Here is a 2,584-nt window from a genome sequence, read left to right as displayed (position 1 = left end):
GCCGCGGTGGTGGCGGTGCTGGACCCGGGATGCGTGGTCCTCGGCGGCGAGGTGGGACGGGCCGGGGGGCCCGTGCTGGCCGACGCGGTGGCCGCGCGACTGGAGGGGTTGACCCCGCTGCGCACCGAGGTGCGCGCCGGGACCGTGACCGGCAGCCCGGTCCTGAGCGGTGGGCTGGTCACCGCACTGGACGCCGCACGGCGGGAGCTGTTCACCCGGGGGTGAGCCGGCTCCCGCCGCACGGGGGTGCTCAACAGGGGCCGAGATCCACCCACACACCCCATTGGCCGGTGGTTCCCGGCTCCTCGCCCGTGGTCCACCACTGGGCCCGCCACAGCCGGCCGTTCCAGGAGACGACGTCGCCGCCGGTGTGGACCGCGTCGGCCCGCCAGGAGGGCGCCGAGCACTCGCCGTTCCCGCCGGTCGAGCCATCGTTCGTCCCCTGGTCACCGCCCTCGCTGCCGCCGCCGGGGGATCCGCCTCCCTCGCCGGCGGGCACGGTGCCCCGGGTGAGGTCCCCGGCCAGACCGCGGGTGGTGCCGTCGACCGTCACCGTCCAGTTGGAGGGGGTGGACACCGGCAGGTGGTAGACGAAGTCCAGGGTCACGGTTCCGCCCGGCTCCAGGGACTGCCAACCGGGCAGTTTCAGCGACATCCGGTGATAGGGGCCGTCCAGTCCCCCGATGTTGTTCGACCGCGTGTGATCGCTGCGCACGAGGGCGGTGCCGAAGCCCGATTGGTCCCGCGCGGTGCCCGGCGCCGAGGTGCCCAGGTCGAAGCGGAATTCGGTGCCACCCGGCAGGGTGAGGTCCGAGTTGTTGGTGATCCGGAGCTTCGGGGAGATCGGATAGTTGTTGTCGCCCAACGGGAAATCGGTGAGGGCGACGTCGATGTCCAGGGTCTCGGTGGGCATGTCGATCGTGGCCCGGGTCGCGCCGTAGGGCGGGGCGTCACGGAACCGCTCGTGCATCGTCCGGGTGAGGGTGTGGCCGGGACCGTAGCGACCCTTGGCCTCGTCCCACTCGTAGTCACCGGCCAGTTCCCAGACCATGGTGCCGCCGATGCCCCGGTCGACCACGTAGTCGGCCTTCGCGGCGACCGACTGCTCGTCCTCGGTGGACAGGAAGACCCGCTTGTCGGCGTTCCACAGCCAGGGGGCGGTCAGGGTGTCGTCCCAGTGGCGACGGTAATCCCCGGTGAGTTCCAGGTCGGTCGGGAAGCCGTACTGCTCGACGTAGTCGCCGACGATCCCCGCCTCCAGGTTCTTCGCGTGCCACATGGGGTTGGAGCCCGCCGGTGACTCCACCCCGGCGGTGTCGAGGTCGTGCCACAGGTTGTCGATGCCCGAGGCCCCGTCACCACAGGTGGTCAGTCCCGAACCGGCCGGACAGGTGGTGGTGCGGGCGGTTCCCCAGAGGCCGTTGGTGCCCCCGGTGACGTTCTTCCAGCCGCGGGTGTAGTAGGGCAGCCCGATGTTGATGCGGCCCGGAGGCATCGAGGCGCGGAAGTAGTGGTACGCCCAGTCGGTGTTGAGATAGCCGATCCCGCCGTACTGCGCGGTGGTGTAGACGCCGGCGGCGGCCAGTTCGCCGTCCCGCCCGTCGTCGAAGAGCGCGGCGTTCGGACCCACGTGTTCGTTCCAGGCCCCATGAAGGTCGTACGACATGATGTTCACGTAGTCCAGGTACCGGGAGATCCCGTGGGTCTCCATGCCGCGCAGCAGGTAGCCCGAGGAGGGCGCGGCGACGGTCAGCAGGTAGTGCCGACCGTCCCGGGCCCCGGCCCGGTCCAATCGCTCCCGCAATTCCCGCATCAGCTCCTCGTACCCCTTGTTGAGCCCGGCCCGGCGGGGGTTGGCGACCCACTGGTCCAGCGGATTACCGGCGTCCCGCATCGAGGTGGCGTACTCGTAGTCGATGTCCAGCCCGTCGAAGCCGTACTCGCGCAGGAACTCCACGGCGGACTCGGCGAAGGTCGCGATGCCGGCGTGATTGACCGAACCGTCCGCGTTGGTCGCCATGGTGTAGAAGCCACCGGAGGCCACCCGCTCGCCGTCCGACCCGAAATAGCCCCCCGTCTCGGCCCAACCTCCGACCGAGATCAACGTCTTGACGTGGGGATGACGCTCCTTGTGCGCGGTGAGCAGGTTGAAGTGACCCCGGTAGGGGAGCGAGGTGTCGGGTTCGGCACCCGGCACGTCCGGCCAGGTCATGCCGGTGGCGGGGTTCTGCGGGGTGTCCGGCCCGACGGAGATCCGGTTGTCCTCCCCCACATGGGCGAAGGCGTAGTTGATGTGGGTGATGTGCTCCCAGGGGATGTCGGGGGCCAGATAGGGGTCACGCCCGTCCTCGCCGGTGCGCCAGCCGGTGAAGTAGCCGATCACGCGACGTTGGTGGTTCGCCCCCAGGTCCTCGCGCCCCTCCTCGTCGTAGACGGTGCAGTAGGGGGTGTCGACGCCGGGGGTGGCGTACAGGCCGTCGGGGCGACACGAGGCGTGGTCGACGGTCTCCTGCGCGGGGGCGGGCGCGGCGGTCAGGAGGGAGAGGAGCAGACCTGTGACGGCTGCGCCGGTGGCTCCGAACAC

General features: G+C 70.5%; 1 protein-coding gene and 1 pseudogene. One reads left to right on the top strand and one right to left on the bottom strand.

Annotation, left to right across the window (positions count from 1 at the left end; all coding sequences use genetic code 11):
- Nucleotides 1-225: pseudogene (locus FNQ90_RS19360) on the top strand (ROK family transcriptional regulator); the annotation flags it as partial.
- A gap of 25 nt (nt 226-250) precedes the next feature.
- Here the strand turns inward: FNQ90_RS19360 and FNQ90_RS19355 are convergent.
- Nucleotides 251-2,584, bottom strand: a complete 2,334-nt coding sequence (locus FNQ90_RS19355) for a chitinase C-terminal domain-containing protein (protein WP_182607529.1) — start codon at nt 2,582-2,584, stop codon at nt 251-253.

The organism is Streptomyces alkaliphilus, assembly GCF_014141535.1.
GTDB classification, from domain to species: Bacteria; Actinomycetota; Actinomycetes; order Streptomycetales; family Streptomycetaceae; genus Streptomyces; species Streptomyces alkaliphilus.
Note: the sequence above shows the minus strand (reverse complement) of the source record. Positions and strands in the feature narration are given on the sequence as shown.